Raw genomic sequence first — 26,011 nt, forward strand, 5'->3', positions numbered from 1 at the left:
TGATAAAGGTTGGAGTCGGCTCCAAGTCAAGCGATTAAGCAACAAGCGCAAGCAAACGCTCTTCGGTCTGCTCGCCCACCAGGGTTTCGGCGAGCTGGCCGTTCACGAACAAGGCGAAGGACGGAAAGCCGTTGGGCGCGTAGGTTTGAGCAAGGTCGGGTGACTTGTCGACATCAACCTGGTAGACCACGGCCTGGCCCTGGACGCGATCGGCCACCTCGTTGATGATGGGCATCATGCGCTGGCAGTGAGGGCACCAGGTGGCGAAGAATTCGACGAGCACATTGCCGCTCGATTGCAGGACTTTCTCGTCGAAGTTGCCCTCGTTCAGAATCTCGATCATGATAGCTCTCCTTTGCTGGGGATGAGTCCACAGTCAGATGCGTCCCCTATTGTGGTTTCGGAATGCATCGAGACCAGCGACGCGACTGTTCTGTTATCTCCGCGCGCCCGATTGTTGCCTGTTTGTTGGAAGACGGCGAATACAATCCCGTGACGCTTTGGCGGTTCGGTGGGGAATACGGATGCGGTGGGTCATCATGAATGCAAATCCACTGTCACGGGAAGATCCGCGCGAATGCCCGCGCCCGCGCCCGCGCCGGCATTCGCTCCCCACGCGCTCCTCCAAAAGAAAGGTGATCCCATGGCCCTGCTCGCTGCCTACGCCGTTCCCCATCCGCCGCTCATCGTGCCCGCCGTCGGGCACGGCCAGGAGGCGGCCATCGCCGACACCATCGCCGCCTACCGCGAGGTCGCCCGACGCGTGGCCGCCCACCGACCCGACCTTATCGTCATCACCTCGCCTCACGCGCCGCTGTACCGTGACGGGTTCTTCATCGCCGACACGCCGGAGGAAACTGGCTCGCTGGCCGCCTTCGGGCAGCCGGACGAGCGCGTGACGACCCGCACCGACCTTCCCTTCGCCGAGGACGTGGCCGCGCGCCTGCACCGCCGAAGCATCCCCTCGGCCGGCGCCCCGGCGTCCATGGCCGACATCGACCACGGCACCTTCGTGCCGCTCCATTTCCTGGAAGAGACTATCAATCTTGATTCCGTGACGGTGGTGCGGATGGGGCTCTCGGGACTTTCCGAGGCCGACCACCGCTTTCTGGGCCGGGCCATCACCGAAGCCGCTCGCGCCCTGGGGCGCCGCTGCGTGCTCGTCGCAAGCGGGGATATGTCCCACAAGCTGAAGGAGGACGGCCCCTACGGATTCGCCCCGGAAGGACCTAAGTTCGACCGTACGGTAGCCGAGATGTTCGCCCACGGGAATTTGGAAGGCCTGTTCGGCCTGGACGCCGCCCTCTGCGACGGCGCCGCCGAGTGCGGGCTGCGCTCCTTCCAGATCATGGCCGGCGCCCTAGAGGCGACCGGCGAGCCCTTCGCTTCCGAGCTCTTAAGCTACGAGGGGCCCTTCGGCGTGGGCTACGCCGTGGCCGCCTTCGAAATCGAGGACGCGCCCGAGAGCACCGAAGAGGAGGCGGCGGCCGAAATCGTGCGGGAAGAGGATCGCGAGATCGGCGGGGCTCGCGGCGGTTCGCCGGCGTGGCCGCCGCACCCCGGAGACGACCCGATTGTGGCCCTCGCCCGGGCGAGCGTGGAGTCCATCGTCGCTCAGGGCACCGTCTTACCCCTTCCCACCGACGCACCCGAGGAGCTGACCGGCCGGCGCGCCGGGGCCTTCGTGAGCCTGCACAAGCACGGGCAGCTGCGCGGCTGCATCGGCACCATTGCGCCGGTGCGCAAAAGCCTTGCCGAGGAGGTCATTCGCAACGGCGTGGCGGCAGCCACCGAGGACCCGCGCTTCGCTCCCGTGCGCCCCGAGGAACTTCCCTTCCTCGAGTATTCCGTGGACGTGCTCGGCGAACCGGAGCCCGTCGACAACCTGGAAGAGCTCGATCCGACGCGCTACGGCGTCATCGTGACTCGCGGGCATCGGCGAGGCCTGCTGCTTCCCGATTTGGAAGGGGTCGACACCGTCTTCGACCAGATCGCCATCGCCAAGCAGAAGGCGGGCATCCGGCCAGACGAGCAGGTGCACCTCGAGCGCTTCGAGGTCGTCCGCCACACCGCCGGCGGCGAGCCGCGACGCTCCTAGATAGTCGCGAGGAAAGTCTCCCAGCCGCGGCGGCCGGCGGGGTCGTCCTTGAAGACGCCTGTGGCCATGAGGATCTCGTAGAAGGCGCGGCTGCACTCGTCCTTGATAGCAGGCAGTTCGGCTGCCAGGCGCGCGGGGAGGATGGCGCGGCCCATAATCTCGATGAGGCCGATGTTCTCCTTCTTGATGTGGAAGAGCCGCTCGGGCACATGGAAAAGCCCGAAGGGGCGCTCCGGCGTCGTGCGGTTGTTGCGCAGCACGATATCCATCACGTAGTTGTCGTCCTCGCGCCACAGGATGGGATTCGCCGTGTTGTGCTGCACGAAGCGCGCGGGAGCGCCCTCGACACCCGAGGAACCCGGAGCACTTCCCCGGCACGCCCCGCCGGGCGCCGCGGCATCGCAATCGAGGGCGGCCGTCAGAAGAACCGAGAAGGCCTTAATGCCGCACTCCTCGAAGGTGAAGGGGCGCCAGGCGTCCAGGATGCGGCAAGCTGCCTCAGTGAGGGTCGAGCGGTTGCGGCTGCGCAGGCGCACCACGGAGGCGGGCCAGCGCACGATGCCCGCCTCCACGCCTTCCAAACCTTCAATGGGAAACGCTCGCGCAATGGGCGCGTTCATCAGGGGGAAGCGGTGGCCGCCGCCTTGGAAGTGGTCGTGGCCCAGAAGGGAGCCGCCGACGATGGGCAAATCGGCGTTGGAGCCGATGAACCACTGCGGATAGGCGTCCGAGAAATCGAGCAGCCGCGCGATGGTGTCGTGGCCGATGGCCATGGGGCGGTGCTCGTGGGACGCCACGATGAGATGCTCGGGGAAGTAGCCGTAGGGCGAGAACCACCAGGCCCACGGCTCGTCGCCAAGGAAAACCTCGGTCACGGGCGCGCCCGAGCGCCCCAAACGCGCGAGGCCGTCCTTCCCCGACGGTTCCCAGCACAGGTCGCAGGTCGTCGGGGCGGCGAAAGACCCCTCTCTCGCGTCGCCCTCCACCGAGGTCACCGCAGCCTCGCCTTCTCCAGCAGGGACCGCCGCAAGCGCCGTACCACCGAGGGTTGCCCCCGCCGCAGCGGCGATGTCCCGCGGATCCTTCTCGGGCTTGGCCAGGTTGATGGTGATCTCCAAGGGCCCTGTCGGAGAATCGTACGTCCAGAAAGGATTGCCGCGCTCGTCCACGGCACCTTCCGTGCCTCTTGCGGCCCCGCTCATGGCAGCCGCCTCGCCAGCACGCCGGGGCCGCCCACGACCGCCTCACGGCAGGCCCGGTAGCCGAGCAGGCCGTCCATCGCTTCCATGAAGCCGGAAACCTCGCCGACGGGCACGAGCGCCAGCACCGATCCGCCAAAACCGCCGCCGTGGATGCGCCAGGCGCCCTCTTCGCTGAGCAGGTGCGCGCACAGCCCCTGAATGAGCATGGCCGGCTGGCGCTCCCCGCAGCCGTCGCCGTGCGGGGACACGTTCTGCAGAAACTGAGCGGAGGAGGCCCCCGACAGACGCACGCACTTCAAAAACAGCGGGAAATCCCCCTCTTCCAAAGCCTGACGCTGCCGATCGACCCGGGCCACCTCGTCGAAGTAGTGCAGGGCCCGCATGACGCGCCCGTCGCCCAAGGCCGCGCGGATGTCCTGTAGGCTCGCGAACAGCGCATCGACGTCTGCGTCACCCAGGCGCGCGGCGCCCAGATGATTGGCCACCATGCGCATGTCGGCCGGGACGGAGGCGAACTCCTCGGTGTGCACCGAGTGATCCTGGCGCGAGTCGACGAGCACCACCGCATAGCCGACGCCCGTCGCGTCGAAGGCAAGCGGGGTCACCGTGGGTACTTTCGGCCCGAAATCGAGAAGCACCGTGCCTCCGCAGGCGCTGGCCAGCTGATCCTGGGCGCCGCAGGGCTTGCCGAAGTAGCGCTGCTCGGCGGTCACGCCCGCCAGAGCCAAGGCCACGGGATCAAGGGGAACGAAGCCGCCTTCTCCCCCTTCCGCGGCGACCTGGCCCGGTGCCGGTTCCGGCGTGCCCGCGAAAGGGCCGGGGCCGAACAGCGCTTCCAGAACGGCGCCCACCATCACCTCGAAGGCCGCCGAGGAGGACAAACCGCAGCCGGCGGGCACCTCCGAGCAGGTGGCCAGATCGAAGCCGCGCAACGGGCCGCCCGCCTCGTCGTAGGCGGCCAGCATGCCGCGCAGAAGGGCGCCGGAGGACTGGGTCTCCACGCCGTGGGGCCTCCGCCAATCCGCATCGTTCAGGTCGATCGCATCGGTGCCGAAGCCCTCCATGGACACCCGCACCAGATGCTTTCCGTTTTCGGCCGCAAGCCCCCAGACGCGCTCGCCGATGGCCGAGGAAATGACGCGGCCGCCCTGGTGGTCCACGTGGTTGCCCGCCACCTCCAACCGGCCCGGCGCCGAGGCGAGCACGAAGGTGCCATGGGCCGCCACGGGTGCGAACGGGGCGACCGCATCGACGTCTCCGCCGGCACCGTCGTCGGCGTCCCTGTCGACGTCCCTGCCGACACCCTCATCGGCCGCCCTCACGGGGAACGCCTCGGCGAACCGTTCCCGCAGATGCGCCAACTTGCGCTCGGCATCGGCGTCACATCTCAGCGCTACCGCACTCATCGCCGTCCTCCTTCAGCTTGTTCACCCGCCGGTCGTAGGTGAGGATGCCATTGCACTCTTCTTCCACGTCCGACAGCTGCGTGTACACGTAGGCGGAAAGCCCCGCCCCCTCCAAGGCCCCCGCGGTATCCAGGGTTCGGCGCACCTCCGCGCGCCATTCGGCCGGCGTGTCGGTGGCCCCGTAGCCGTAGGTGCCCGCGAAGGCGCTGTGACCCGCCACGGCGTGCACTACCCCGCCGAATTCCGAGATCGCAAAGGCGCGGCCGCCGGCCAGCCGCGCGTAACCCGCCAGGTCGCGCCGGTCGCGGTAGACCGCAAGCGGACGGAAATAGTTGTGCACGCTCTGGAAGTCGCCCGCGCCCTGGTCGTACCAGCCGCTCACGGCGTCGATGGGCCGCGTCGGATCCAGCAGATGGATCTCCTCGGCGCAGGCCAGCGTGTCGAATTGCCCCCAGCCCTCGTTGAACAGCACCCAGGTGACCACCGAGGGGTGCGCGCGCAAATGGGCCACCGTGCCGCGGCACTCCCGCATCCACTGGCGCTGATAGGCGACATCATCGGCGCCGAGCCTCCGCTGATGGGACGCCGAAGTATCGCTGTAATCGCCCCAGCTCCCGCGCCACAGCGTCGGCTTGTAGCTGGTTTCCCAACCGTCGTAGGTGCCCCCGCCCGACACCATGTCCTGCCACACCAGCATGCCAAGCCGATCGCAATGGTAGTACCAGCGGTCGGCCTCCACCTTCAGGTGCTTGCGCACCATGTTGAAACCGGCGTCCCTCATGGCCTGAATGTCGAAGGCAAGCGCAGCATCGGAGGGCGCCGTCATAAGGCCGTCGGACCAGTAGCCCTGGTCGAGCACCCCGCGCAAAAGCAGCGGCTCGCCGTTCAGGAAGAAGCGGAAGCGTCCCGCCCCATCTGGCGCCACCTTCACCGTGCGGAAGGCGGTGTAGCTGCGCACGACATCGGTGCCGAAGCGCACGGTGATGTCGTAAAGACACGGGTCGTCGGGGCTCCAGCGGCGCACCTCGCCGAGATCGAGCCGCAGGCGTACGCGGCGGGCCGGCCCCGCCTGTTCAGAAGACGCCTCGCCCACCGGCACCGAGCCCTCTTCGGCGAAAGCGGCGCCGGCGGCCACCTGGCGGCCCGTCGGGTCGCACACGTAGATGCGCACCAGACCCGCGTCCCCGCTCACATCGACATCCGCCGTCAGAGTGCCGGCATCGGCGTCGGGATGCAACGCCAGGGCCAGCACGCGACGAGCGGGAACGACCTCCATCCACACCGGCTGCCAAATGCCACTTTGGGCCGTGTACCAGATGCCGCCCGACTTGAGCCGCTGCTTGCCCCGCGGCTGGGTACCCGCATCGCTCGGATCGCGAACGCACAGGGCGACCACGAACTCCCGCGGCGGCGCCGGAGCCAGGTCGGCCGCCTCTTCGAGATCGTCCTTTCCCTCCCCACAGGCTCCGCCTTTCGCGTCTCCGATACCTTCAACCGCCACGTCCTCAATCGCTGCTTCCGCGCCCTGGAAACGCGCTTCCGTACTCCCCTCGCCGGCTGCCTTCTCTGCCCGCAGCGCCTCGGTGATGTCGAAGGAAAACGGCAGATACCCTCCCTCGTGAGTGCCCACGACCTGGCCGTTCACGCAGCAGGCGCAGGCGAAATCCACGGCCTCGAAATGCAGCAGGCAGCGCTCGCCCTCGCCCAGGGCGGGAACGGGCACGCGGCGCACGTACCACAGAAGCTCGTCGGGCTGAAGCTGGCGCCCCACCCCCGACAGCAGGGACTCGGGCGAGAAGGGCACGAGGATGCGCCCATCGAACGCATCGGGCGGCCGTACGGTACGATGAGCTCCCATGGGAACGAAAGCGTAGTCCCACCAACCGTTGAGGGATATAAAGCGGTCGCGGGCGAACTGCGGGCGCGGATGCTCGCTGCGCACGGAGTCGGGATCGAGCGCCTCGCCCCAGCGCGTGAGCAGCGGACGGGCAGCGCCCGGGTCGTGGTCGCGAGGCGCGCTCGCCAGCACTCGTTTGATGTCCATGGCCCCTCCTTCCCGCAATCGCGCACGGGCCCGCCGCTTGCGCGGGCGGGCCCGTTGACTTACGAGTAAGATGATAGCCGATAGGCGGCGCGGCGCGCAGATCGTAACCGATTCGCCATACCGCCGCGCAACGCCGGCGCGACGCAGAATCCGGCCGCGGAGAGCGCCAGAGCAGCTCGGCAAGATCGCCGACCTTCCAACCAGAAGCAGTGCGGAGCCCCGAATTAAGCGAGCTCGCGGGCCTCCTCGGCCTGCTGGATGTTGAGCATGCGGGTGACCACATCGATGAGCACCTCGTCCTCCACATCCGGGTGCGAGCGCAGATAGCTCACCAGTCCCACGATGAGCACGTAGAACGTCTCGTACAGATGGTCGGACTGCTCGCCGTACTTCGTCTGCTCCACCATGGGGTGCGTCACCATGAACTCGGCGCCCTGGGCGGCGAAGCGGTTGAGGAAATCCAGGTACAGCGCCGCATTCTCCTGGGTGGAAAGGGCCATGCGGAAGGTGTTCTTCTCGAACAGCACCATGCGCATGATCTTCACCATGGAGTGCAGCGACTCATCGGTGGCCAGCGCCGTCTGGCTCTCGTGCCAGTGCTGCATGGCCTCCAGAAAATCGGTGATGTACTGGTCGAGCACGGCGCTCGTCACTTCTTCCTTGTTCTGGAAGTAGTGGTAGAACAGCGAGCGCGTCACGCCCACGTGGTTGGTGATGTCCTGGATGGAGGTGCGGGCCAGGCCCTTCTCCTCGTACAGCTCGCGCGCGGCGACAACGATCTCCGCCGAGCGCTTGGCCGTGTCGTTGCTGCGGAGTACCTCGCGCGTCGCTACACCTCGAGTGCTCTTCTTGTTCGACTGCATGAGGGACCTCCTGTCTCTTAAGCGCACCCGGGCGACAAACCCGCAAGAATGGGTGCCATAGGGGAATGCTTGCTGCCTGTGCAATCCGATGGAGCGTACCTTATAGCTTCCTCTAGCTTGTCGCTGTCGCGTCAGGTCTCTGTTACCTCCCTGTCATTATCTGGATACAGAGTGTTCAGATTCAAATCCAATGGTGAGTTTTTAGTCATCTAATGCGACTGCCTAACGATAGGGTTAAGCTACGGTATTTCACAATGGCCCGTGTATCGCCGTGAAGTACAATGATCCAGATGGATTTCTCTCTCGTCGAAGGAGCCTTTGTGGCCAAACGCATAATTACGATTCTGCTCGCGTTGCTCGGCGCGCTTCTGGCTGCGGCCCTCGCCTACGTCGCCTACGTCATGATCACCTACGAGCGACTCCCCGACAATCTGGCGCTCGCCGTGGACGCTCCTTTGGCCGCCGACGAGGCTGCGCCGGTCGTTTCCGCTGATGAGGAGTTCACCGTGGTGACGGCCAACCTCGGCTTCGGCGCCTACAACCGCGACTTCGACTTCTTCATGGACGGCGGAGGCGGATCGGTGGCCGAAAGCCCCGAGGTGGTGCGCGAGGACATTCTCGGCTCGGCCGAGGCCCTGCGCGCACTCTCGCCGGATTTCGTCCTCTTCCAAGAAGTGGATATAGACGGCACCCGCAGCCACCACATCGACGAGTACGAGCTTCTGCGCACCCAGTTTCCGAGCGACTGGTCGGTGTTCTGCCAGAACTACGACTCGGCCTTCCTCGCCTGGCCCCTCTACGCACCTCACGGCGCCAACCGCGCGGGTCTGGCCACGTTCTCGCGCCTGCCCGTGAGCGACCCGGTGCGCAAGAGCCTCCCCATTTCAGACAGTTTTAGCAAGTTCCTCGACCTGGATCGCTGCTACTCCATCGTGCGGGTGCCGGCAGGCGACGCGGAGCTGGTGCTCTTCAACGTGCATCTGTCCGCCTACGGAGCCGATGCCTCTATCATGGCGGCCCAGCGCGAGAAGCTCTACGAGGACATGACGGCCGAGCGGGCGGCGGGCAACTACGTCATCGCCGGCGGCGACTACAACCACGACATGATCGGCGTCTCCGGCGAGGTGTACGGCAATGCAACCCAGGTTGTGGAAAGCTGGGCGAAGCCCTACGACTTCGCTGGCGTGCCAGAGGGCTTCACGGTGGCCGCCAAGGCGAAGCTCGATGAGACGGGCACCGCCGCCTTCCCCGACGCCGCCACCTGCCGCGACGCCGGGCGCCCCTACGACGGCACCAACGACCGCTGGGTCATGGACACGTTCATCTACTCCGACAACGTGGAATGCCTCGACTGCTCCACCGTGGATCTGGACTTCGCCTACTCCGACCACAACCCCGTCGCCATGACCTTCAAGCTGCGATAGCCTTCGCGTCATTCGCGTTACAATGAGGAGGATTGGAAAGGGAGGGCCGTGAAGGAACGCTTCGCGATATGGCTGGCGCCGCAGAACGGCGAGCGCCGAGAGGTCGCGCCGCTGCGGCAGTTGGGGTGGGCGTTTCTGCTCGCCTGGGTGTTCTGCGTGTTCTACACCAACGCCGCCGGCGTGCTGAGCGGGGATGCGATCCCGGATGCGGGCGAAGCTGCAGCTGGCGCGTCCTCCGGAGCCTCCTCGATGGGCGCCGCGCTCTTCTACGCCGTGCTCCCCTTGGCCGCATCCGTGGCGACGCTGGCGGCCATCGTGCTCGCCGAGCCGCGCATCGGCTCGCCCACAAGCCATCGCCCCCTCTTCGTCGTCGCCCCCGCCCTTACGGCCGCGAGCACTCCTTTCATGTTCGTCTCCGTCGCCGATCCGGGGCTTAACGCTGCGCTCTTCGGCATCGGCGCCGTGGCCACGGGCATCGGAAGCGCACTTCTGTGGGCGATGTGGGGCGAGTACTACGCCGTCATCCCCCGAGATCGAGCGGAATGGCTCGCGCCGGTTTCCGCGGTATCCGCCGCCGTCATCGTGCTTCTGGTATCCGCCATGGACGGTTGGGTGCCCGTTGCCGTCGCCGCGGCGCTGCCGCTTTTGTCCGGCCTCTGTTTCCATCTCGCGTGGACGCCAGAAGCCGCCCGCACCGAAGAGGCGCTCGCAACCGCCCATCGCTTCGCAACCGAGCAGCGCTCCCCCTTGGCGGGGCTCGGGCGCACGGGGTTCGGCATCCTCGTCGTGTTCTCCATCGTGAGCATCGCGGGCATGATGAGCGCCGAGCGGGTGGAGGGCATCCCCCTTCAAGCCATCCTGCTGTTCAGCGCGCTCATGATGGCCGTGGTGGCGGCCATGGCCATTTCGGGACCGCGCCGCATATCCCTGTTCTTCCTCTACCGCTGGATGTGCCCCACCCTGGTCATCGGATTTGCGGCCGTCATCCTGCTCGGGCAGGCCGGCGCCCTTGTTGCCGTGGCCGCATCGCTCGGAGGCCGTTTCACCTTCTGCCTGATCGCCCAGATCTACTTCGCCAACTACGCCGCCGCCGGCCGCGCGACCCCCGCCCAGGCCTCAAGCTTGGGATGGCTGTTCGTGCATGCGGGCGACCTTCTCGGCCTCGTTTTGTGGATCGTTCTCGAACCGCTGATGTTGGCGCAGCCGACGGGGCTCACCGCGGTGAGCGTGGGGTGCATCGTCGTTCTCGTGACGGTCACTATGGCCGTTATGGGCGAGACCTCCACATTCCTGCGCATCCCCGAGACCGCAAAGGATCAGCCCCACGCGCATGGGAAGGGCCTCGTGACCGAATCGCCGGATGCCCACGATGCCATGGACCAGCCCGGTGAGCCTCAGCCGGATGCACCGGCGCCCACTACCGCACCAACCGCCGACGCATCTGGCGAGGTGCACGGCGCGGCGCGCATCGACGAGCTCGCCCGCGTCGGCGGCCTCACGCCGCGCGAGACCGAGGTGCTCGCGTTGCTCGCCCAGGGCCGTTCCATCCCCTACATCCGCGACGAGCTCATCATCAGCCGCGAGACGGCGGCCACCCACGCCAAGCATATCTACGCAAAACTGGGCGTCCACTCCCGCCAAGAGCTCATCGACCTCGTGCGACAGTGATTTTGGCCAAAACGCAAAAATGGGCTCCCTCGAAGGGGAGCCCTGAAAAACGCCTGCTGAAGGGAGGGTTGGCAGGCTCGGGAAAAGCGAGCGGTCGCCCTATTCCACGCCCAAGGCGTGCTTGGCGGCGATGCGGGCGAAGGTGGCCGTGCGGCCGGCGTTGATGCCCGTGAAGTTGCTCGGGTAGTTGTGCGGATAGAAGCCGCCCTGGTCGTTGCCGCAGACGTACAGGCCCTCGATGGGCGTGCCGTCGTTCTTGAGCGGCTGGGAGTTCACGTCCGTGATGACGCCGTGAATGGTCACCAGAAGCTCGCCGCCGATGCGCGCCGCAAAGAAGGGCGCGGTCTCCACGTCGGAGAGGCGATAGGCCGGCTTGCCGAAGTCGGTGTCCTCGCCTGCGGCCACCAGGCCGTTGTAGCGCTCCACCGTGGCCAGGAACGTGGCCTTCTGGTCGGCGTCGAACTCCATCATGTCGGCGAGCGCCTCTAAGGTGTCGGCCTTCTTCAGCGTGCCGGCCTCCAGGCGCGGATTCAGCCAGAACTCGTCCAGGTGCTCCTTGGACATGGCCTCGCAGTCGTACACATCAGCGTTGAAGGCGGTGCCGGAGGGCGCCGGGTACAAGCGAGAGCAGCCGCAGGTGTCGAACTGGGCGATGTCGTCCCAGTAGTTGCCGTCCCAGACGATCCAGCTGTAGTGCTTCGGCTGGTTCGCGCCGGCGGCGTAGCTCATGGGATAGCACTGATCCTCGTTCATGAAGCGCTCGCCGTTCACGTTCACGTGCAGGAAGGGCTGGCTGCCGGGCAGGAAGATGTCGCCGCCCATGCGGTCCTCGTTGAACTCGAAGCCGTCGGGCAGAATGGCGCGGTTCCAGATCATGCAGGCGCCGCCGGCCTCAAGCTCGGCGCCGGCCCACAGCGCCATGCGGATGCCGTCGCCGGTCTCGGTCACCGAATCGCGCAGGGCGCACCAGGCCGAGTTGCCGGGAGCCAGATCGGCCAGCATCTCGTTGTTGGCGCCGTAGCCGCCGGTGCAGATGATGACGCCCTTGGCGGCGTTCACCTGGACAAAGCCCTCCTTGCCCTCGGCCACCACGCCGGTCACGCGGCCGGCCTCGTCGATGAGGAGCTGCTGTGCGGGCGTTTCGAAGCGGATCTCGCCGCCGAGATCGGTGGTGAACACATCGGCCATGACTTCGAGGTGCGTGTAGGAAGTGTAGTTCGGGCCGTCCGGATTGTACTCATCGAGGCAGGGGTTGTAGCACATGGCCGGATAGTAGGCATGCGGGTCGTCGGGGCAGTGCCACTCGAAGGGGAAGAGCATGCCCTTGGGGCCCAGCGTGTCGGCCATCCACTCGATCATCTCACCGGACTTCTCGGCCCAGGTCTTGTACATGAGCATGTTCGCGTCGCCGGCCTGGGTCTGGTTGGCGTGGTTCAAAAGCGTCGGCACGTCTTCCTGATGGTCGGGGGCCAGTTTGGAATTCAGAGCGCCGATGGCCTCGCGGGCGGCGGCGATGGCGCCGGCCTTCTCCAGCACGACCACCTTCGCGCCGTTCTGGGCGGCGGTGGTGGCGGCCACAAGGCCCCCGTTGCCCGCGCCCACAACCACGATGTCGGCGTCAACGGTTTCCACGAATTCCGTGGGCATCTCCGGCTTGTCGCGCCAGCTTGTCGCGGCCGCAGCACCGGTGTCGGCGGTCTTCGTGCCGCCCTCGGCCGCGGGGGGTCGGCGCGCAGCCCGCAAGGCCCATGGCGGCCAGGGCACCGGCCGCGGCGGCACCGGTCAGAAATCCACGACGGGAAAGATTGGTTTCCATTGCATCCTCCTAAAGACGGTTCGCGCCCGGCCCTCCCTTACGTGAACCGGTACGCATCCGGCCCTCCCATAAGCGAACCGAACGGGACGTATCTTAAACAGGATGCAGCAGGCCGCACATCGCCCGCATTCGGGTATTCACCCACTGACTACCTGGGAAAATGCGAAATATACCCGAGAATGGGTGAGAAGGTTTCGACTCGAAACGCACGACGGGCGAAGGGGTTGCGCTTCCTGCGCCGCCCCTTCGCCCGTTGCTACGCGACCCTCGTCGCGCAATGGCAATGCGATGGTTATTTCAGCAGCATCCCCGAAGCCACTTCATCGGCAACCTTGTCGCCTTCAAGCGAACGCAAAATTTGGATGCCGAAGGACAGCGCCGTGCCGGGGCCCGTGGCAGTGATAAGGTTTCCATCGACGAAGACGTCCTTGCCCGCCTGGTAGATGTCGGCCGGCCAGCCTTCCTCGCAGCCCGGGTAGCACACGGCCTTGCGCCCGGTGAGCAGCCCCGCGTTGGCGAGCACCATGGGCCCGGCGCAGATGGCGGCCACGTACTCGCCGGCTTCCATGCGGCGCGTGAGCTCGGCCACGACACGTTGGCTCTTGCCCAGGTTGTCAACGCCCACCGAGCCGCCGGGCACGATGGCAATATCGAACTGCGTCAGATCGAGGGTGGAAAGCGGCGCATCGGCCTGAAGCGTCACCGCTTGGGCCGCCCGCACGGTCAGATCGTCGGACACGGCAGCGAGCACCACGTCCACCCCGCCGCGCCGAAGCGCGTCCACCGGGGCCACCACCTCCACGGGCTCGCACCCGTTCGCCACAAACACCACTGCCGATTTCGCCATAATTTGTCCTTTCAAGAGAGCCTTCCAGCACCCCGCAATGAGCGCCTCTGTCCAGCGCCCCATTGTAGTTCAACCCGCAAGCCCTCGACAACATCGAGACCTACCTTACCGCAAAAGGGTATTCGCTATGCTAGCTTTGAAAGACGATCTCACCCTCTACCACGGCAGTTACGCTTCCATCGAATGCCTTACGTTCGAGGGGAGCGAGCCCTATGGGATTTGACGAAGAGGCCGTGACCGACGAGCAGCGCGAAGCGTGCGCCGTTGTGGTGATGCGAACCATGCTGGAAGACTGGTGCGACGACACCGGCGTTCCCTTCGATGATGCACTGGACGCCTTCGCCTCATCGCGCACCTATGAGCTGCTCTTCGACTTCTCCTCCCGCCAATGGGCAGAAGGCCCCGACAACCTTCGCTTCGTGTGGGAGCAGGAGCGGAGGAACGGCTAGCTGATCTGCTCGGCCTCGCCCGGGGCCTCTCTCGCCGAGACGGATGGAGCACCATGGCAATATCTCCCATTACGTCCTGATTTGTGTGGGTTTTGACACTTTTACGTCCTTGTTTTTGTATACTTGTAACGTGCACTGAGCAAGGAGGCTGCCAATGGAACGTTTTCTCATGCGTGATCTCGAAGCATGGCGCGAGAATCCTTGCAGGAAGCCCCTTATCATCAACGGGGCTCGCCAGGTGGGAAAGACGTGGCTCATCAAAGAATTCGGAAGGCGCCATTACAAGAGCGTCGCTTATGTGAATATGGACAACAACTCAGCCATGCGCGAGCTGTTCGACACCGGGTACGACATCGACGTTCTCATCGCCGGCCTCCAGCTGCAAACCGGCGTCACCATCGAGCCCGACTCGACCCTCATCGTGTTCGACAAAGTCCAGGAAAACCCCAAGGCGCTCACGGCCCTCAAGTACTTCGATGAGGATCCGCGTGGTTTCTCGGTCGTAGCCGCTGGCTCTTTGCTGGGAATCCTTCTCCAAAGCGGGACGGGCTTTCCCGTGGGGAAGGTGGAAGCACTCGACCTCTACCCCCTTTCCTTCGAAGAGTTCGCCTTAGCGGCCGAAGGAGAGCAGTTCCTGGCCTCATTGCAGAACCCGAACCCGGCGCTCATCCAGGCCTTCAAATCACGGGCGATCGCCCTTTTGAAAACCTACTATTTCGTCGGGGGGATGCCCGAGGCAGTCAGCGCGTTTCTCGACAGCAGGAGCTACGATGACGCACGGGCCGTTCAGAAGCGGATCCTCGCCGACTACGAGCGCGACTTCTCCAAGCACATCGCCCCCCGCGAGGCCGAACGGGTCTTCGCCGTGTGGGACTCCGTCGTCGCTCACCTATCCCAAGAGAACAAGAAGTTCATCTTCGGCCGCCTCGCGAAGGGCGCCCGGGCGAAGGAGTTCGAGAGCGCCCTCACGTGGCTGAGGCAAGCCGGCCTTATCTACCAGGTGCCGCGCGTATCCAAACCAGGCATCCCCCTCAAGGCCTATCGAGATCCGAGCGCTTTTAAGGTGTTCCTGCTAGACGTGGGCCTGCTCGGCGCTATGAGTGAACTGGACAGCAAGAGTATCATCGAAGGCAACACCCTTTTCGAGGAATTCAAAGGGGCGCTCACCGAGCAGTACGCGTGCCAAGAGCTTATAGCAAGCTGTGGGCTTGTCCCCTATTACTGGTCCGCCGAGAACTCCCGGGGAGAAGTGGACTTCCTCGTGCAGTCGGCCGGTGCCGTCTACGCCATCGAGGTGAAAGCCGAGGAGAACCTGCGCGCCAAGAGCCTGCGCAGCTTCAAGGAGAAGTACCCGGAAATTCAGGCCCGGCGCTTCTCGCTTTCCGACTACCGCGAGCAAGACTGGCTCACCAACGTCCCTCTCTACCTGATGGGGAACACGGGGCTTTGGCTGTAGCGACGAGGCTGCTCTTTAGACCGATATACTCACCAGCTCGTGGTCTTCGATGCCGAAGGGGCGCAGGCGGGCAAGGGCTGCCAGGGCGTCGGAGACCTCGGCGAAGGCGGCGGCTTCGGGGCTGCCCGGAAGAGCGCCGAGACCCCCGGGGATCGTCTCGCCGCAGGCATCGCGCGCCTCCTCGGCCCAGCAGGCGGCCTCGGAGAGCAGCACGGCATCGTTGCGAACGAAGGCGGCCAGGGCCTCGATCATCTGCGGATAGAGCACCGCCGTCTTCGAGCGGCGCGCGCAGCGGGCGAAATCGTCCACCCAGGTGAGCATATGGCCGCGCGCGAAGGCCTCCTCATCGCGCAGGGACGCGGCCAGATCGCCCACGTTCCCCGCGCGCAGCTCCGCCAGGGAGCGCTCGGCCTCATGGGCCATAAAGCCGCACATGGTGGCGATATGGTCATCGGGGATGCGCATGAGGCGCGTAAGTTGAAGCCCGCGCTCGCGAAAGATGGCACGCACGGCCAGAGTGTTCTCCTGGAAGACGGCGGCGTCCTTCGTGCGGTAGGGCGATTCCATCGGCTGGCAGGGCACTTCACCCGGACCGATGAACAGGCGCGTGTACTCGTCGCGGGCCTGCTCGGTCAGCACCGCGCCATCGACGCACTCGCCGAGGTTCTCCAAAAAGCGCCCGAGGCCCTTCATGGAGGGGTCGTCGCCGGCGTACTCCTCCACCACGTCACGCGTGGTCTCCGACAGCACGCATGCCACCATGGCCGCATCCGGCGTACCGCCGAACAGCTTGTGGAACAGCATGTACAGGTAGGCGCGCGACAGAAGCAGCGCCTCCAGGTCGATGGACTCGCGACGCATGTTGACGACATCGGTCATGATGGCTCCCTCCTCTAGCAAAAGGGGCGGCCGCACCGACCGCCCCAGCAGCATTCGCGTTTACAGAACGACCGGGTTGAAGTCCTCGAGCAGGGCCCCGCGGCTGGCGCCGATGAGGATGTTGGGGGTCGTCGTGGCGGCCGGCTCCGTGCAGGGCAGCTCGCTCACCGCATCGGGATGGGCGGCGCGCAAATCGTCCATTTCGCCAAACTCGATGGCGCGCATGGGGCACGCCTCCACGCACACCGGCTCGTGCCCCGCCTCGCGCAGCGCCCGGCAGGTGTCGCACTTCTGGACGATCTTGTCCTCCTCGATGAACTGCGGGGCACCGTAGGGGCACGAGTTCACGCAGGTCTGGCAGCCGATGCAGGCCTCGTCATCGTGCTGCACGGTGCCGTCGTCGTCCTTGTACATGGCGCCCGTGGGGCAATTCGCCACGCAGGCGGGGCTTTCGCAATGGTTGCAGGAGAGGTTCAGGTGGAACATCGCCACCTCCGGGTACGTCCCGCATTCGAAGGTGTCCACCCGGCGCAGGCGGGGGCCCGCCACCTGGATGTCGCGACGGTCCTTGCAGGCCACCTGGCAGGTCTTGCAGCCGATGCAGCTGGCCAGGTCAACGTAAAATCCCAAGCTCATGATTTAAGCCTCCTGTCCGTTGTCGGCACCGGGCACCACATAGGCGGCCGTGCCCTCGGCGTCTATACCCGCGGCCAGAAACGGCCCGCGCTCGAAGTCTTCCACCAACGGCTCGCCGTCGTACTTCTCAATCTCGATGAGCAGGCTGTTGTACCCGTCCACCTGGGGGAAGTAGTTCGACTGCAGGCCGTCGGAGAGCATCTGCTCGCTCCCGCCGCGGTCGATGATGTTCTCGGGGTCGGACTCGTCGAACACCGAGTGCACGCCGTGGGGAATGCCCACCACGCCGGGCATGTAGCCCTGCATGGGCTGGGCGATTCTCAGCATGCTGCCGAAGTCGTTGAAGCAGCGCACCGTGTCGCCGGCTTTGATGCCGCGGGCCTCGGCGTCTTCCACGCTCATGAACACTGGGTTGCGGAAGGCCTCCTGGGTCCAGGTCATGTTGTCGTAGCAGGTGTGGGCGCGGCGCATGTAGTGCGGCGTGTAGGCCTGCAGCGGGTAAGCGCCCTTCTCCTTGGCCTCCCAGTTGGCAAACGTCTCCTGGTAGCCGCGGCGCGGCACGAAGTAGTTCGCGTAGGGCTTGATGGGCGTATCGTTCAGACCGATGCGGTTCACGTTGTCGGCCTTGTACTGGCAGTAGATCTCCAGTTTGCCCGACACCGACGGGCGCGGCCAGGCCGGGTCGGCCACGACGACCGACTCGCCGTCCTCGCCGATTCCCAGCTTGTCGTCGCGGTAGCCCACGTAGTTGCGCGGATCGCCCTCCGAGCGCTCAACCACATAGCTTCCGTCGGCCATGAACTGGTCGAAGGCGACCTTGCCCTCCTGGGCCGGGTAGCTCGCGTGGTACTTCTCGTTGTCGGCCTCGGTCCAGGTGATGACCGGCTCCCACTTCGTCGCGTCCTCATTCAGCACGCGCATGCCGAGGAAGTAGCCAAGCCACTGGTCGTAGTTGCTCTTCGGGTAGGCGTCGTCGGGGTTATACCCCATGCGCTCGATGATCTCGCGGAAGACGCGCTTCTCCTCGCGGGCCTCGTACATCGGCTTCACCAGGGGCTTCCAAGCAAGCAGGGCGTCCTTGCGCTGCTTCTGGCCGTTGCCGTCGCCAAACGGGCTCGGCCAGGACAGCTCGCCCCAAGACTCGTCGTCGTTGCCCTCCCAGTGGGTGCACACCGGCAGGATGATGTCGGCGAACTGGGCCGTGAGCGAGAACTTGATCTCGAAGGACACGCAAGTGTCGGCCGCGCGCATGACCTTGATGGCCGTGGCGAGGTTGCCGCGCGTCTGCATGAAGTTCGAGTTTGTCTGCACAAGTATGCGCGGGTTCACCGGCATCTCGCGGGCCTCGTGGTAGACCGGCGTGTTGGCGCGCAGCTTCGTCGGGTCGCCCACCACGTCGCTGGAGCCAAGGTCGTAGGGGCCCTCCGAGGAGGACAGGTACTTGCCGTCGGCAAGCGAGCTCCACCAGGAATTGCCCTCGATGTTGCGGTTGGGGCCCGTGGCGGCGGGGCTGCCCACCAGGTTGTCCACATAGCCGTAGTCGCCGCCGACGTGCTGGATGAGCCGGTAGCCCGAGTCGCCCGCATCCCACGTGTAGATGGCCGCCGAACCATGGCCGCTCTTGCCGAAGTGCCCGCCCAAGGCCGACACCGTCATGAAGGCCTGGGAGAGGTTCTCGGCGCCCAGGTAGCGAGAGGCGGCGTAGCTGTGCAGGAACATGACGGCGTTGTTCTTGCCGGCCATCTCGGCGTACCAGGTAATGTCCTCAACCGGCGTGCCGCAGATCTCCGTCGCCCATTCCGGCGTCTTTGGCGTGTTGTCGTAGGCGCCCAGCAGATAGTCGCGGAAGTTCTCGTCGGTGGTGGCGTCGGCGGGCATGGTCTCCGGCGTGAAGCCCACGGTGCGCTCGTTCACGAAGTCCCAATCGATGATGTCGCCGCGCTCCTCGTCGAGCCGCACCATCTCGTAGGCCACAGCCAGCAGGAAGGCCGTGTCGGTGCCGGGGCGCACGCGGATCCAGCGGGCGTCCATGGCGGCGGCGGTGGCGTTGTAGTCGGGGCCGACGAACACGAAGTTGACCCCCGCTTTCTGGGCGTTCTTCAGCCAGTACATGGAGGAGTGCTGCGACCAGGCCGGATTACAGCCGTACAGCACGATGGTGTCGGCGTTGGGCAGATCGTACTTATCGGGCGCCATCATGAGGTCGGGGTGGTCGCCGTGGGAGTACATGCCCAGTGCTTCCGTTTGGAAGGCCCAGCAGCCGAAGGACTCGCACTCGGTGTTGTACACCGCGCCGCCAATGACCGGGAACATGGCGGAGCCGGGGGCCCAGCGCCAGCCGTTGCAGATGACGGCGTCCTGGCCGTACTGCGCGTAGACGCGCTTCAGCTCGTCGGTCACGTAGGTCAGCGCCTCGTCCCAGCTGATGCGCTCCCACTCGTCCTTGCCGCGCAGCTCGCCGTGGGCGGCCTCGCCGCCACCGGGCTGCCAGCTCTTGCGCTTCATGGGGTACTTGATGCGGTCGGCGTTGTACACCTGCTGGCGCAGCGAGCGCCCGCGCAGGCAGCCGCGCTGCTGGGGACAGTCGAAGCTGTCGGCATGGGAGTCGTCGGTCTTCTGGCGCACCACGACGCCGTCCACCACATACCCCATGTTCAGGCACATCTGGTTGCAGTTCTGGTGGCAGTGGATGGGCATCCACTCGCCGCGCCCCTCGATGATGGCGGCATCGCTGGCCACCTGATGGGTCGTCGCATTGGCACTGCCGCCGGTCTCGGCCATGTCGGTGGCCGTGCTCGGCGCGCAGCCGGCAAGCCCGGCCGCCGCCGTGGCGGCCGCAGCGGCGGCGGACGCCTTCAAGAAATCGCGACGCTTCATGCCCTTGTCCAACAGAGCCATGAACATCACCCTCCTCTTCTCGTGTCTTTTCTGACAACCCGAATCTTACGGAGGGCGCCCCTTCCATAGGTAATGCTTATATTGTAATCTTGTAAATGCTTGAAAGGCATGTTCGCGCTACACGTCCTTGCCGATCGAAGGAAACAGACCAGGCAGAGAAGAGCGTCGCGCGAACCGGGGAATCGAAGGGGGAACCATGGAACTGAGAACGCTCCGCTATTTCGTCACCGTCGTCCGCGAGGGATCCATCACGGCGGCGGCCAAGTCGCTGCATGTCACCCAGCCGACGCTCTCGCGCCAGCTGGCCGCTTTGGAAGACGAGCTGGGACACCTTCTGTACCAGCGCAACCGCAAGGGTATCGAGCTCACCGAGCAGGGCGTCATCCTGCGCCGCTACGCCGAATCCATCCTCGCTTTGGCCGATAAGGCCGAGGAGGAAATCGCCCTTCCCACCCACTCCATCGCCGGCAAGGTGCACATCGCCGCCGGCGAAACCCAGGCCATGGAGCTTATCGCCGAGGCCATGAAGCGCACGAGCGCCGCCTACCCCGGCATCACTTTCGAGCTGTACAGCGGCACCTCGGCCGACCTCATGGACAACTTCGTGCGCGGCTTCTACGATTTCCTTCTGGAATGCGAGTTGCGCAGCCATGTGGACATGCACACCTTGCGCCTACCCCACACCGACACGTGGGGTCTCCTTGTCCGCCGCGACAACCCCCTGGCAGCAAAGGCGGCCGTCATGCCCGAGGACCTGCTGGACCAGCCGCTCATCAGCTCGCGCCAAGGCGTGAAGGTGGGCGTGCTCGGCCAATGGCTGGGAGACTTGGCCGACGAGATGGACGTGCGCGCCACCTACAACCTGCCACTGAACGCCAAGTTCCTCGTGCGGCAGGGCATCGGTAGCGCGTTCACCTATCGCGGCCTGTTCGAGGCCAACGAGCTGAGCGACTTGGCTTTCGTACCGCTGTCCCCCACTTTGGAATCCACCCAGGGCCTCGTCTGGCGCAAGACCCTCCCCACCCGCCAAGCCCAAGCTTTTTTGGATACGTTGAAGGGCCTCTGCGCCGAGCGCGATTTCGAAAATCCGCCGGCAGATGCCAGTTGAGGGCAGAAATGGCGCGACGCACCTTCCCAACGCCGGCCATTTCAAGGTTGAACTGGCATTTTCAACCATTTCGGCCCTGAACTGGCACCTTCCATCGGCCATTTCTGCGTCGAAGTGGCATTAGCCCGCCCGAATGCTGAAGACTCCGAAGTTCGCCGGCTCGTTTAGCAGCCGAAGAGCTCCTCCGTCTTTTCCATGCGCTCGATGATCGGCACGTCGAAGGGGCAGCGGGGCTCGCAGTCGCCGCAAGCGATGCAGGCGCCGGCCGTGACGTCCATGGCCTTGTAGTGGGCCGCCACCGAGGCGGGCACCTCGCCCGCCATCTCGGCCAAGTCGGCGAACTTGTTGGAAAGCGCGATGTTGATGCCCACCGCACACGGCGCGCAGTGCCCGCAGTAGGTGCACTGGCCCAGGTAGGCGTGCTTGGGCGCGGCGGCGAGCACGCTCGCGTAGTCGCGCTCGGCGGCCGTGGCATCCCCGTAGGCGAGCGCTTCCTCCAGCTGCTCCACGGTTTCCACGCCCACCATGACACTTGCCACGGCCGGGCGAGTCAGCGCGTAGTGGATGCACTGCACGGGCGTGAGCGCCACGCCGAAGGGCGATGCGTCGGCGGAAAGCAGCCGGCCGCCCGCATAGCCCTTCATCACCGTGAGGGCCGTCTCCGTCTGCTCGGCCTTAGCGTACAGGCGGGCGCGCACCGGTTCGATGCCGTCGCCGGCCACGTTCTCGTAGTCGCCGAACAGGTCGTTGATGTCCTCGGAGGCCGGCAGCATGTCGAAGGCCGGGTTCAGCGAGAACATGACGACCTCAATCTCCGGCTCGTCGCAGGCGAGCAGCGCCACCTCCGGGTTGTGGGTGGAAAGGCCTACGTGCCCGATCTTGCCAGCGGCCAAAAGCTCGCGCACGTAGGCGATGAAGGGGCCGTTCATGATGGCACGGAACTCGTCGCAGGCGTCCACGTAGTGGATCATGCCCAGCTCCACGTGGTCGGTGTGCAGGCGCGCGAGCAAATCCTCGAAGGCCGGGCGCACCTGATCCAGCTCGCGGGTGCGCACGTACTGGCCGTCCTGCCAGGTACTGCCGATGTGCCCCTGGATGATCCACTGATCGCGCGTCGGCTCAAGCGCCTCGCCGAGGGCCGAGCGCACCGCCGGGTCGCTCATCCAGCAGTCCACGATGTTCACGCCGGCCGCCGCGCCCCGGGCGGCCATGGCGTTCACCTCGGCCTGCTCCATCTTGCCGATCCACTCGGCCCCGAACCCGATGACGCTCGCGCGAAGGCCCGTACGGCCCAGCTTCCGATATTCCATAGAGCACCTCTCTTCTTCGCAAACCTGTCGTTCCCCGCTGTTGCGTATTAAATCACTTAGAGTAAGCTCCAAGTAAATGGAACTCCGTGAAACCCTTCTGCATTCTCGGCCGTTGACGTCGCGTTGATGCGGCGCGGGCGTACACTGGCGGCGTCAGCGACCTGCGCTGCGACAGGTCCCCCAAGCGCTGAAGGAGGCGCCCATGCTGAACCATTTCTGCAAGAAACCGCTCTGGGAATGCACGCAAACCCTGGCCGCCGTGGCCCAGGGCCGTACCCCCGCCGACACCGTGATCACAGGCGCGCGGCTCGTGAACGTGTGCACGGCCGAAGTGCAAGACGGCATCGACGTGGCCATTGCCGAGGGACGCATCGCCTACGTGGGGCAAAGCGCCGCCCACTGCATCGGCGAGAGCACCCGGGTCATCGATGCCGCCGGGCAGGTGATCGCCCCGGTTTCCTGGACGGTCACATCCATGTGGAGTCATCGATGATCGGCGCCGGCGAATACGCCCGCGCCGTCGTGCCCCACGGCACCGTGGGCATCTACTGGGATCCCCACGAGGTGTGCAACGTGCTCGGCCTTCCCGGCGTGCAAGTGATGATGGAAGACGCCGCGCGCACACCGCTGAAGGCCATGGTGACCACGCCTTCCTGCGTGCCGGCCGTACCCGGCTTCGAGGACACCGGCGCGGCCGTCGGGCCCGTCGAGATAGCCGAGTCCATGACCTGGGACGGCGTAGTGGGCCTCGGCGAGATGATGAACTTCCCCGGCGTGCTGGCCGGCACCGATCACGCCCACGGAGAGCTAGCCGCGACCCTTTCCGCCGACAAGGTGGTCACGGGCCACTACTCCATCCCCGAGACCGATCAGGGGCTGAACGCGTACGTCGCCAGCGGCGTGCGTTGCTGCCACGAGTCGACCCGCGCCGAGGACGCGCTCGCAAAGATGCGCCTCGGGCAGTACGCCCAACTGCGCTACGGCTCGGCGTGGCTCGATCTGCCGAACCTGGCCGCCGCCATCACCGAGACCGGCATCGACACGCGCTTCGCGAACCTCATCTCCGACGACACGCACCCGCACACGCTCGTCGCCAACGGGCACCTCGACTACATCCTGCGCAAGGCCGTGAAATGCGGCATCGACGTAGTGACCGCCATCCAGATGATGACCATCAACACCGCCACCTGCTTCCGTATGGACAACGAGCTGGGCTCTATCACCCCGGGCAAGTGCGCCGACATCGTGTTTTTGGACAACCTGGAGGATCTGAACGTCACCCGCGTGCTCATCGACGGCGACATCGTCGCCGAGAACGACGCGTGCACGTTCGATCTCGCGCCCTTCGCCTACCCGGCCTGGGTGACCCATTCCATGCGCTTAGGGCGTGCCATCACCCCCGAAACGTTCCGCGTGGCGGCGCCGGCTGGCGCAGATGAGGGCGATGCGGTGACCGTGCGCGTCATCGAGGTGCTGCCGGGCTCGGTTCCCGACCGCGAGGCTCGCGCCGCGCTCACCGTAACGGACGGAGCCCTGGAAAGCGACCTTGGCCAGGACGTGCTGAAGACCTTCGTGTTCGAGCGCCATCACGAGACGGGCACTTTCGGCGTCGGCTTCACCAAGGGCTTCGGCATCAAGCGGGGCGCCATGGCCTCCACCGTGGCCCATGACGCCCACAACCTGCTCGTGGTGGGCACCAACGATGCGGACATGGCGCTGGCGGCCAACACGCTGGCCGAGGTGGGCGGCGGCATGGTCGTGGTGGCCGACGGCAAGGTGCTGGGGCTCGTAGAGCTGCCGATCGCCGGCCTCATGAACGACCTGGACGCCCTCGCCATGAGCGAGAAAGTGCATCATTTGGAAGAGACCTGGGCGCAGATCGGCTGCACCATGCCCTCCCCCTTCATGACCATGGCGCTCATCCCACTCGCCTGCCTGCCCGAGCTGCGCCTCACCAACCGAGGGCTCGTGGACTGTACCACCTTCCAGTTCGTCGATCTGGTGGTGGGCGAAGACTAGTCACTTTAAGCAGCACCACACGAAGATATCGTGGCGGGCGCCCTCATACCATGGGTGCCCGCCACAACGCAAGCGCTTTAGAGCGTATCCGTATCCAGCACCACCGTAAAGGGGCCGTGGTTCACGAGCGCCACGTCCATCATGGCGCCGAACTCGCCCGTCGCCACCGCGAAGCCGTCGATGCGGGCCAGCTCGGCGAAGCGCTCGTAAAGCCGCCGGGCCATGGCCGGATCGGCCGCGTCCGTGAACGAGGGGCGATTTCCTTTGCGGCAATTCGCATACAGGGTGAACTGGCTCACCACGAGCACTTCCCCGCCCACATCGGCCAGGCTCAGGTTCGTTTTTCCCTGCTCATCCTCAAATACGCGCATCTTTGCGATCTTGCGCCACAGTCGCACCGCCTCGGCCTCGGTGTCGCCATGCCCCACCCCCAGCAGAATGGCGTAGCCCTTTCCGATAGCGCCAACCGTCCGCCCTCCAACCGTAACCGCAGCCTCACTCACACATTGCACTACCGCTCGCATCGCCGCCCCTTTCCCCGAACGCAGCCGCTCGTGCCCGCACTCGCTCATCTGCGTCGCCATCGAAAAAATGCATGGACATTCTATCGCTTCAGCGCTCCTTTGCCGATGGTTGGCCGATGACTGTTGAAGCGCGTCGTGGGCGGTGGTATGTTCAAGAAGCAATCATACCGACGAAGGACAGATCCTGTGATCATTGGAATTACGACGACGCTGAACGAGGCCGACGGCTTCCAGCGTGTGAATGTGGAATACATCAACCGTGTGGCGGCCACGGGAGCCGTGCCTATCCTCCTCACCCCTATCGCCGGGGGAGCCGAGGCAAACCGAGAGCACGCCCGCCGCGTCATCGATTTGGTGGACGGCCTGCTCATCACCGGAGGAGGTGACGTGCATCCGCGCTACTACGTGCCCGACCCGGCCAAGAACCGCGATGCGCTGGGCCTGGACGATCTCGCAGCCATGGGCTGCGGCTCCTCCTCCCATTGTCGCTCCACGGGAGCAAAAGTTCCCTTCTGCGGCCATTACGTGCCCGACCGCACCTTCGAGGAGGCCATGGATGGCACCTCGACCACAGAAACTGTGGAGTCCCTGGACGGTCGCGACGTGCTGTCCGCCACGGGGCGGCCGCCCATCCCCTGCCTAGACGGCCTGCTCGCGGTCTGCGAGGATCGCGACGGCTTCGAGCTGGAACTCGCCCGTCTCGCCCACGAACGCAGCCTGCCCACCCTAGGGATCTGCCGCGGCATGCAGGTCATGAACGTGGCCCTCGGCGGCAGTCTTTACCGCGATCTGTACAACTGCGGCGTCACCGAGGCGCAGCATCGGCAGAACCCGCCCTATTACGGCATATCCCACCAGGTCACCATCGCTAAGGGCAGCTTGCTAGAATCGGTGGTGAGCCCGTCGGGGGATTTCGAGGTGAACTCCATGCATCACCAGGGCGTCGACCACGTGGCCCCCGGCCTGCTCGTCGCAGCTCGTTCCGAAGATCGGGTGGTGGAAGCCGTGGAAGATCCCGCGAAACCCTTCTTCCTGGGCGTTCAGTGGCATCCGGAGTACCTCGACCACCATCACGGCCTGTTCAACGCTTTGGCCGCCGCGGCGAATAGTTTCAGGGAAGAGGGAGATGCCGTGCGCTAGCGCTCGAGGGCTCAAAAGGCCGCACCTGCTCATTCGCCCCTCAACGACAGCCTAGAAGAGCACTTCGCCGCAAATTGGACAAAATAGCCTCCGAGTGAGTCCCAGCGCACCATTTTCTCCATACGAACTATCACGTTTCGTTATCAAAAAGCGATGTTGACAGCAAATTCGGTCCCTTTTGGCCCAAGATTATCATCCGAACCGCTCACTCGAAGGTATTTTTG

22 protein-coding genes are annotated in these 26,011 nt (G+C 65.4%); 9 read left to right on the forward strand and 13 right to left on the reverse strand.

Translation table 11 applies throughout. The annotated features are described in order from the left end of the window. Positions 1–34: 34 nt before the first annotated feature. Entirely contained in the window at positions 35–343 is a 309-nt protein-coding gene (locus tag GO707_RS03065) for a thioredoxin family protein (RefSeq protein ID WP_114539586.1), read from the reverse strand. Between the two features lie 300 nt (positions 344–643). Here GO707_RS03065 and amrA point away from each other — a divergent pair, with 300 nt between their 5' ends. Next, positions 644–2,098 (forward strand): AmmeMemoRadiSam system protein A, encoded by a 1,455-nt coding sequence (amrA, locus tag GO707_RS03070; RefSeq protein WP_114539585.1) that lies wholly within the window; start codon positions 644–646, stop codon positions 2,096–2,098. Here amrA and GO707_RS03075 read toward each other — a convergent pair. From GO707_RS03075 to GO707_RS03090, 4 genes are all read right to left on the reverse strand, one after another. Next, entirely contained in the window at positions 2,095–3,300 is a 1,206-nt protein-coding gene (locus tag GO707_RS03075) for a hypothetical protein (RefSeq protein WP_114539584.1), read from the reverse strand. The genes amrA and GO707_RS03075 overlap by 4 nt on opposite strands. Continuing rightward, positions 3,297–4,706 (reverse strand): galactokinase, encoded by a 1,410-nt coding sequence (locus GO707_RS03080; protein WP_157012019.1) that lies wholly within the window; start codon positions 4,704–4,706, stop codon positions 3,297–3,299. Before GO707_RS03080 ends, GO707_RS03075 begins: the two co-directional genes overlap by 4 nt. After that, complete coding sequence (locus GO707_RS03085) at positions 4,681–6,750, reverse strand: glycoside hydrolase family 2 protein (protein ID WP_114539582.1); 2,070 nt, start codon at positions 6,748–6,750, stop codon at positions 4,681–4,683. Before GO707_RS03085 ends, GO707_RS03080 begins: the two co-directional genes overlap by 26 nt. Before the next feature lie 224 nt (positions 6,751–6,974). After that, complete coding sequence (locus tag GO707_RS03090) at positions 6,975–7,613, reverse strand: TetR/AcrR family transcriptional regulator (RefSeq protein ID WP_114539581.1); 639 nt, start codon at positions 7,611–7,613, stop codon at positions 6,975–6,977. 320 nt (positions 7,614–7,933) lie between these two features. On the opposite strand from GO707_RS03090, the gene GO707_RS03095 reads away from it, so the two are divergent. Both GO707_RS03095 and GO707_RS12690 read left to right on the forward strand, forming a co-directional pair. Further along, positions 7,934–9,037 (forward strand): endonuclease/exonuclease/phosphatase family protein, encoded by a 1,104-nt coding sequence (locus GO707_RS03095; protein WP_114539580.1) that lies wholly within the window; start codon positions 7,934–7,936, stop codon positions 9,035–9,037. A gap of 48 nt (positions 9,038–9,085) precedes the next feature. Continuing rightward, positions 9,086–10,705 carry a response regulator transcription factor gene (locus GO707_RS12690; protein ID WP_114539579.1) on the forward strand — a complete coding sequence of 540 codons (1,620 nt, stop codon included), beginning with the start codon at positions 9,086–9,088 and terminating at the stop codon, positions 10,703–10,705. Positions 10,706–10,804: 99 nt separating this feature from the next. Here GO707_RS12690 and GO707_RS03105 read toward each other — a convergent pair whose 3' ends face one another. From GO707_RS03105 to GO707_RS03110, 3 genes are all read right to left on the reverse strand, one after another. Beyond that, positions 10,805–12,352, reverse strand: a complete 1,548-nt coding sequence (locus tag GO707_RS03105) for an FAD-dependent oxidoreductase (RefSeq protein WP_232325540.1) — start codon at positions 12,350–12,352, stop codon at positions 10,805–10,807. Then, a complete protein-coding gene (locus GO707_RS12215; RefSeq protein WP_232325542.1) occupies positions 12,324–12,521 on the reverse strand; it encodes a twin-arginine translocation signal domain-containing protein in 198 nt (65 codons plus the stop codon). The genes GO707_RS03105 and GO707_RS12215 overlap by 29 nt, the downstream gene beginning before the upstream one ends. A 292-nt stretch (positions 12,522–12,813) precedes the next feature. Beyond that, on the reverse strand, positions 12,814–13,368 hold the full coding sequence (locus tag GO707_RS03110; RefSeq protein WP_173112133.1) for a DJ-1 family glyoxalase III: 555 nt from the start codon (positions 13,366–13,368) through the stop codon (positions 12,814–12,816). Positions 13,369–13,580: 212 nt separating this feature from the next. On the opposite strand from GO707_RS03110, the gene GO707_RS03115 reads away from it, so the two are divergent. Both GO707_RS03115 and GO707_RS03120 read left to right on the forward strand, forming a co-directional pair. Continuing rightward, positions 13,581–13,817, forward strand: coding sequence for a hypothetical protein (locus GO707_RS03115; RefSeq protein ID WP_114539576.1), 237 nt, complete (start codon positions 13,581–13,583; stop codon positions 13,815–13,817). Between the two features lie 154 nt (positions 13,818–13,971). Then, on the forward strand, positions 13,972–15,273 hold the full coding sequence (locus tag GO707_RS03120; RefSeq protein WP_157012021.1) for an ATP-binding protein: 1,302 nt from the start codon (positions 13,972–13,974) through the stop codon (positions 15,271–15,273). A gap of 15 nt (positions 15,274–15,288) precedes the next feature. Here the strand turns inward: GO707_RS03120 and GO707_RS03125 are convergent, their stop codons facing one another. The 3 genes from GO707_RS03125 to GO707_RS03135 are packed head-to-tail and all read right to left on the reverse strand — an operon-like array spanning position 15,289 to position 19,686. Continuing rightward, complete coding sequence (locus GO707_RS03125; protein ID WP_157012023.1) at positions 15,289–16,152, reverse strand: TorD/DmsD family molecular chaperone; 864 nt, start codon at positions 16,150–16,152, stop codon at positions 15,289–15,291. A gap of 60 nt (positions 16,153–16,212) precedes the next feature. Further along, positions 16,213–16,788: a 4Fe-4S dicluster domain-containing protein gene (locus tag GO707_RS03130; RefSeq protein ID WP_022740505.1), complete on the reverse strand. Its 576-nt coding sequence runs from the start codon at positions 16,786–16,788 to the stop codon at positions 16,213–16,215. A gap of 3 nt (positions 16,789–16,791) precedes the next feature. Further along, on the reverse strand, positions 16,792–19,686 hold the full coding sequence (locus GO707_RS03135) for a molybdopterin-containing oxidoreductase family protein (RefSeq protein ID WP_157012025.1): 2,895 nt from the start codon (positions 19,684–19,686) through the stop codon (positions 16,792–16,794). Positions 19,687–19,882: 196 nt separating this feature from the next. Here GO707_RS03135 and GO707_RS03140 point away from each other — a divergent pair, with 196 nt between their 5' ends. Then, entirely contained in the window at positions 19,883–20,794 is a 912-nt protein-coding gene (locus tag GO707_RS03140) for a LysR family transcriptional regulator (protein ID WP_114539572.1), read from the forward strand. A gap of 164 nt (positions 20,795–20,958) precedes the next feature. Here GO707_RS03140 and GO707_RS03145 read toward each other — a convergent pair whose 3' ends face one another. Then, entirely contained in the window at positions 20,959–22,104 is a 1,146-nt protein-coding gene (locus GO707_RS03145; RefSeq protein ID WP_157012027.1) for an aldo/keto reductase, read from the reverse strand. A gap of 202 nt (positions 22,105–22,306) precedes the next feature. On the opposite strand from GO707_RS03145, the gene GO707_RS12220 reads away from it, so the two are divergent. Both GO707_RS12220 and GO707_RS03150 read left to right on the forward strand, forming a co-directional pair. Beyond that, positions 22,307–22,597, forward strand: a complete 291-nt coding sequence (locus tag GO707_RS12220) for a hypothetical protein (RefSeq protein WP_232325544.1) — start codon at positions 22,307–22,309, stop codon at positions 22,595–22,597. Then, entirely contained in the window at positions 22,594–24,123 is a 1,530-nt protein-coding gene (locus GO707_RS03150; RefSeq protein ID WP_232325545.1) for an adenine deaminase, read from the forward strand. Before GO707_RS12220 ends, GO707_RS03150 begins: the two co-directional genes overlap by 4 nt. 77 nt (positions 24,124–24,200) lie before the next feature. Here the strand turns inward: GO707_RS03150 and dtd are convergent, their stop codons facing one another. Beyond that, positions 24,201–24,647, reverse strand: a complete 447-nt coding sequence (dtd, locus tag GO707_RS03155; protein ID WP_157012030.1) for a D-aminoacyl-tRNA deacylase — start codon at positions 24,645–24,647, stop codon at positions 24,201–24,203. A 186-nt stretch (positions 24,648–24,833) separates the two neighbouring features. Here dtd and GO707_RS03160 point away from each other — a divergent pair, with 186 nt between their 5' ends. Next, positions 24,834–25,787, forward strand: a complete 954-nt coding sequence (locus GO707_RS03160; protein WP_198160994.1) for a gamma-glutamyl-gamma-aminobutyrate hydrolase family protein — start codon at positions 24,834–24,836, stop codon at positions 25,785–25,787. The last annotated feature ends 224 nt before the right edge of the window (positions 25,788–26,011 follow it).

The sequence above is a fragment of the Adlercreutzia rubneri genome, assembly GCF_009755265.1.
Classification (GTDB): Bacteria; Actinomycetota; Coriobacteriia; order Coriobacteriales; family Eggerthellaceae; genus Adlercreutzia; species Adlercreutzia rubneri.